This window comes from Corallococcus sicarius (assembly GCF_003611735.1).
GTDB classification, from domain to species: domain Bacteria; phylum Myxococcota; class Myxococcia; order Myxococcales; family Myxococcaceae; genus Corallococcus; species Corallococcus sicarius.
The window spans coordinates 1-5628 of sequence record NZ_RAWG01000461.1 but is presented as its reverse complement, the minus strand read 5'-3'; the positions used below and the strand labels follow the sequence as shown (position 1 = coordinate 5628).

3 protein-coding genes are annotated in these 5628 nt (G+C 70.5%); 2 read left to right on the top strand and 1 reads right to left on the bottom strand.

Translation table 11 applies throughout. The features are described 5' to 3' along the window. Positions 1-164 precede the first annotated feature (164 nt). Positions 165-4352, bottom strand: a complete 4188-nt coding sequence (locus tag D7X12_RS38705; RefSeq protein ID WP_120630177.1) for a type I polyketide synthase — start codon at positions 4350-4352, stop codon at positions 165-167. 194 nt (positions 4353-4546) lie between these two features. Between D7X12_RS38705 and D7X12_RS38700 the strand changes: the two genes are divergently transcribed. Continuing rightward, positions 4547-5446: an ACP S-malonyltransferase gene (locus D7X12_RS38700; RefSeq protein ID WP_244225039.1), complete on the top strand. Its 900-nt coding sequence runs from the start codon at positions 4547-4549 to the stop codon at positions 5444-5446. Between the two features lie 63 nt (positions 5447-5509). Then, positions 5510-5628, top strand: a 119-nt coding sequence (locus tag D7X12_RS38695; protein ID WP_279637284.1) for an Ada metal-binding domain-containing protein, incomplete at its 3' end; no start/stop codon positions are given.

Below are 5628 nucleotides of genomic sequence, written 5' to 3'. Positions count from 1 at the left end.
GGATGCCAAAGCTCCGTTCGGCGGCGGCCACCGCCGCGTTGATCTCTTCCGGCGTCATTCCAAGGTCCTTCACCAGCTCCACGTCATCGCCGAAGAGCTCGCGCGGATAGCCCACGCCCTGGACCAGGGCGGCGACCACCGCCTCACGAATCGACGCCAGGGTCTCAAGCGCCATGGGAGGGCACCTCACCGCTGAGCAGGTGGTGGACATGGCTGAAGGCCAGCAGGCGATGGAACTGCTCGGTCTCGCCCGTCTTGGGGTGGGTGCTTGCTTGCGCCATGTACGGTCTGCCTTTGAGCGTGGCCTGGATGAAGGCGGTCAGGGACCACTTGGGTCCGGACTCGATGAAGATGCGGACACCGTCGTCGTGGAGCTGGCGCACGTGCTGCGCGAACTGGAGCGGCAGCACGTACTGCAGGGCCAGGTGGCGCGCCATGAAGCGGGGCTGCACCGGGGATGCGTAGTAGCGGCCGTGGACGCTGGAGAGGACCGGCAGCCGGGGCTCGCTCCAGGAGAGCTTCTCCAGCTCCGCCCGGAAGGGAGGGATGGCCCCCGCGATGAGCTGCGTATGGTACGCGTGCGACACCGGAAGGGGCCGCGCTTCGAACCCGTTCGCGGCGCACCACCGGAGGACGTATTCGACCGCCTGGGTCTCTCCCGCGACGATGCCCTGCCCCGGAGCGTTCTCCGCCGCCACGGTGGCGTATCCCGGCGCCTCGCGGAGCACTCCACGGATCCGCTCGAAGTCGCCGCTGATGCTGGCCATCAGGCCCGGCGAGCCCACGGGCAGCCGGGTGACGGTGAGCGTGCGCTGGTAGATGGCGCGCAGCGCCTGTTCGAAGGAGAGCATCCCGCTGGCGACCAGCGCCGCGTACTCGCCGGCGCTCTGCCCCAGCAGGACGTCCACCCGGATGCCCCATGAGCGGATCAGCCGGAAGAGCGCCACGTTCGCCGCGAGGACGGCGGCATGGACGGTGTCGTCATCCTGCCGGTACGTGCTCTCGCTCCCCGGAGGCACCCAGAAGGTGTCGGACAGGCGGCGCTGCGCGAGGCCCTGGAAGGCCACGTCCGCTTCCGCGAGGGTGCTGGCGACCACCGGGTACTCCGCGGCCAGCTCCCGGAGCATGTTCACGTACTGCGGCCCCTGCCCCGGGAAGACCACCGCCACCCTGCCCGAGTGCAGCTGCCGCGGGTCCCGGGTGTCGTAGAAGAAGAGGCCCTGCTCCGGCAGGCTCGGTGTTCCCGTGCCGGCCAGCAGCCGCCGGGCCCGCTCCAGTCCCCTGGTCGCGGGCTGTCCCTTCGGGAGCGTCATGGCGAACCGGCACGGCGCCCCCGGGCCCGCCGGCAGCGGCCTGCGGAGGTCCAGGCCGGGCTCGCGCGCCAGCTGCTGGAGGAGCCCGTCCACCTGCTGGAGGATGTCCGCCGCGCTGGCGCCGGTGAGGTGCAGGAACGGCGGCCGTCCGGGCTCCACCGCGGTCACCCGGGGGGCGCGCTTCCCGGAGTCCCGCGGCGCCTCCTCCACGATGGCGTGGAAGCTGGTCCCGCCCAGCCCGAAGGATGAGACGCCCGCCCTGCGGAGGCCATCGCCGGCCACGTCCCAGGGCTCCAGCTGCGTCGGGACGTGGAAGGGAATCTGATCCCACGGGATGCGGGGGTTGGGCCGCTCGAAGCCCAGGTTCGGAGGGACCTGCTTGCGGTGCAGCGCCAGGGCGACCTTGGTCAGCGCGGCCGCGCCGGCCCCGGAGTTCAGGTGGCCGATGTTCGACTTGATGGACCCCAGGAAGATCCGCCCGCCCCGCGACGCCTCGCCGTAGACGGTCTGATACGTCTCCACCTCGATGGGGTCGCCCACGGGGGTCCCCGTGCCATGGCCCTCCACGTACTGGATGTCCGCGGGCGACACGCCCGCCTTCTCCACGGCCCGGCGGACCGCCTGCACCTGGCCCTCCGCGCTAGGGGCCCAGATGGACGCGCTCTTCGGATCCGTGGCGCCAGCGACCGAGCGGATCACCGCGTAGATGCGATCTCCCGCGGCCGTCGCATCCGACAGGCGCTTGAGCACCAGCAGCGCGGCTCCTTCGCTCGAGATGTACCCATCCGCCCGGGCGTCGAACGGGAACGAGCCCGTCTGCGACAGGCCTCCGAAGGAGCAGCACTGGCTGAGCGCGTCCACGCCCAGCGACGCGTACATGCCGCCCGCGAGCACCAGGTCACACGCGCCCGTGCGCAGGTGGTTCATGGAGATATCCACCGCCGCGAGGCTGGAGGCGCACGCGGACTCCACCATCAGCGCGGGCCCCTGGAAGTCCAGGTGGTGGGCGATGCGGCTCGACGCGAGGCTGCCGAGGTAGCCCAGCAGCGTGTCCTCGGTGATGGGCGGCAGCTCGCGCTTGTAGTGCGCCTCCACCTCGCCGCGGATCCGGGCAACCGTCGCGGCCTCGACGCCGAGCTTCTCCAGGTGCGCGCCGAGCCGCCCGTCGAACTCGGCGTAGTACACGCGGGCCTGGGTCTGGAACTCCCGCTCCAGGGGCGGCAGGTAGCCCATCACGACGCCGACGCGCTGGGGATCCACCACCCCCGGGGTCTGGCCCGCGTCGTCCAACGCCTGGAGCGCGGCCTTCATCGTCCAGCTGTGGCCCCGGTCGATCTGCGAGGACACCTTGGGCGGGACCCGGATCCGCTCCTGCGGCCAGGAGCCGTCAACGATGTAGCCCGCGAGGTCGGTGTAGGGCCGGACCTTGCTCTTGCGGGACGGGTCCAGATAGCGGTCGATGGGCGCGCGCTCCGGCGGGATGCCACCGATGGCGCAGCGCTTGTCCAACAGGTTCTGCCACAGCGCCTCCGGGCTCTCCGCCTGAGGGAAGACGCCGCCCAGGCCGACAATCGCTATCGGCTCGGCGGGCCTTGGGGCGGGCAGCGTCCCGGAGAGCGCCGCGTGATGCTCCGGGGCGTACTCCTCCACGGTGAGGTGATAGCTGATGCCCCCGAAGCTGAAGGCACTCACGCCCGCGCGCCGCAGCCCACCAGCCACGGCCGGCCAGGGCTTGCCACGGTTCGACAGGTAGAAGGGGGTGCCTTCGAAATCAATCCCTCTCGCGGGGGCTTCGAACGTGTGCTGGGGCGGCAGGAATTGATGGGTCAGCGCCAGCGTGGCCTTCATGAGCCCCGCAGCCCCCGCCGCGGCCTGCAGGTGGCCGGTCAGCTCCTTGACCCCACCCAGCATGACGCTCCCGGCGGCCTGCCCGCGCCCGAACACCTCCTTCAGGCTTTCGATCTCCGTGAGGTCGCCCAGGGCGGTGCCTGTCGCATGGCACTCCACGTACTGCACGTCCGCGGGCCCGTAGCCCGCCTGGGCATAGGCCCGGCGCATCGCCAGCACCTGGCCCCGCGTGTTGGGCGCCAGCAGGGACTTGCCCTTGCCGTCCGACGCGGCTCCGATGCCACGGATGACCGCGTGGATCCGCTCCCCGGCCGCCACGGCGTCGTCCAGCCGGCGCAGGACGAAGACCCCGACCCCTTCGCCCAGGAGCGTCCCGCTCGCGCGGCGATCAAAGGGCGTCAGCGACGAGACAGCCAGCCCGCCCAGCTTGCTGAAGGCCACGAGATCATGCGGCGTGAGCAGCTGACTGCAGCCCGCCGCCAGCGCCACGTCGCAGTCGCCGAAGTTGAGCTGGTTGCTGGCCGTCTGGAGGGCGGCCAGGCTGGAGGCGTACCCCGCATCGACGGTGGTGTGGGGCCCGCGGATGTTGAAGATCTTCGCCGCCCGACCGACCCACACGCTGCTGAACGAGGCGATCGCTTCGTCCTCGGTGAGCCCGGCCATCTCGGCCTCCAGCTGCTGGACGACCGAGGAGCGCACCCGCTCCGCGACGTCCGGGCCCAGTGACGCCAGCGTGGAGGATTCGGAGAGTGAGCGCACCATGTCCAGCAGCCGCGTCCGGACGCGGGTGTCCGGGCGGAGGCCGCCGCCCAGGGAGCCGAGCACGAAGCTCACGCGTTCGGGCGCCGTCCTGGCCATGAGGGCGCTGGCGTCCTCCAGCGCTTGCGAGGTCGCCTCCAGGAAGGCCAGCTGCGTGCGGTGCATGTCCTGGAGCGTCTTGGGCGGCAGCCGGTACTTGCGGTAGTCCAGCTTCAGCTCGTCCAGCAGCGCGGCGTGCTTGCAGTAGGTCCGGTCAGGCGCCGTGGGATCCGCGTCGTAGTACCAGCCTGGAAGCTCCCGGGAGTCGCTCAGCTCGCGGATGGCGGTGCGCCCCCCCAAGAGCTGCTCCCAGAAGGCCTCGACGCCCGTGGCTCTGGGAAAGACATTGCCAAGGCCCACAATGGCAATCGGCCTGAAACGCGTATCCGACATGACTCTTTCATCACCAGCGCGAGCTCAGGCCCCGTCTGGCTTTCACGAGGAGATGGATTGGCGCTGTCCCGCTTCGCCCCAGACGACGCATGGACACCGGATCTTTCTACACCTATTGTACGACACCTGCAAGCTACAGCATCGCCGGAGAACGCGGTTCTCACCCGACAGGGATGTTTCAGAGCGGATCAAGAATGAGCAACGCGTCAGGGTGGATCTTCCCGGGGCAGGGCTCCCAGCGGATCGGCATGGGACAGAAGCTGCTGGAGGGCTCCCCCTCCGCCCGCCGGGTGTTCGACGAGGCCTCCGAGGCCGTCGGAATGAATCTCACCCGGCTGTGCCTGGAAGGTCCCATTGACAGACTCACCGCGACGCAGAATGCGCAGCCAGCCATTGTCACCTGCAGCGTCGCATGTCTGGCGATGTTGGAGGAGCAGGGGCTGAAGCCCGCGGCGGTCGCGGGGCACAGCGTGGGGGAGTTCTCCGCGCTGGTGGCGGCCGGCTCCCTGACGCTCACGGCGGCGGTCCAGGCCGTGCGCAAACGGGGTGAGCTGATGGCCCGTGTCACGACGCCCGGAGGAATGCTCGCGGTGATGGGGCTGGATGTGTCGCGGGTCCACGAGCTTTGTCACACCGCGAGCCAGGAGGGCGTGCTCGTGGTGGCGCTCCACAACGGCCCGGAGCAGTTCGTCCTTTCGGGCAGTCACGCGGCCCTGGAGCGCTTCAAGCAGCTGGCCCTCCCCGCGGGCGCCAGGGAGTGCGTGATGCTCCAGGTCAGCCATGCCTTCCACTCCCCGCTCATGGGGCAGATACAAGACGAGTGGCGCGCGGTGGTGGCCCGCATCCCGCTGCGCATGCCCCGCTACCCGGTGGTCCTCAACACCACGGCCAGGACCGTGAAGACGCTGGTCTGCATCCGGCGGTCCATGGAGGACCAGCTCATCTCCCCGGTCCTGTGGGTGCAGTGCATCCGAGCGCTCGTGGGGATGGGCATCACCCGGGTGCTGGAGGTCGGGGACAGCAAGGTGGTCTCCTCCCTGGCGAGGCGCGTCGAGCCCTCCCTGGAGACCGCGACGATGCAGGCCCCGCCGTAGGCGCCCCACGTCCACGTCCGAAAACGGCCAGACAGCCCCGCCGGCCTGTGGGAGCTTGGCCCCATGAACGGCCTGGACCCCGCCGCCTGCTACCGCGCGCTGACGACGCGGGACGCCCGCTTCGACGGGCGCTTCTTCACGGCCGTGAAGACGACGCGCATCTACTGCCGCCCCGTCTGCCC

What these genes read in the sequence shown, in the direction of transcription:
- D7X12_RS38705 (WP_120630177.1), bottom strand. Translation starts at nt 4,352, where the DNA reads ATGTCGGATACGCGTTTCAGGCCGATTGCCATTGTGGGCCTTGGCAAT.
- D7X12_RS38700 (WP_244225039.1), top strand. Translation starts at nt 4,547, where the DNA reads ATGAGCAACGCGTCAGGGTGGATCTTCCCGGGGCAGGGCTCCCAGCGG.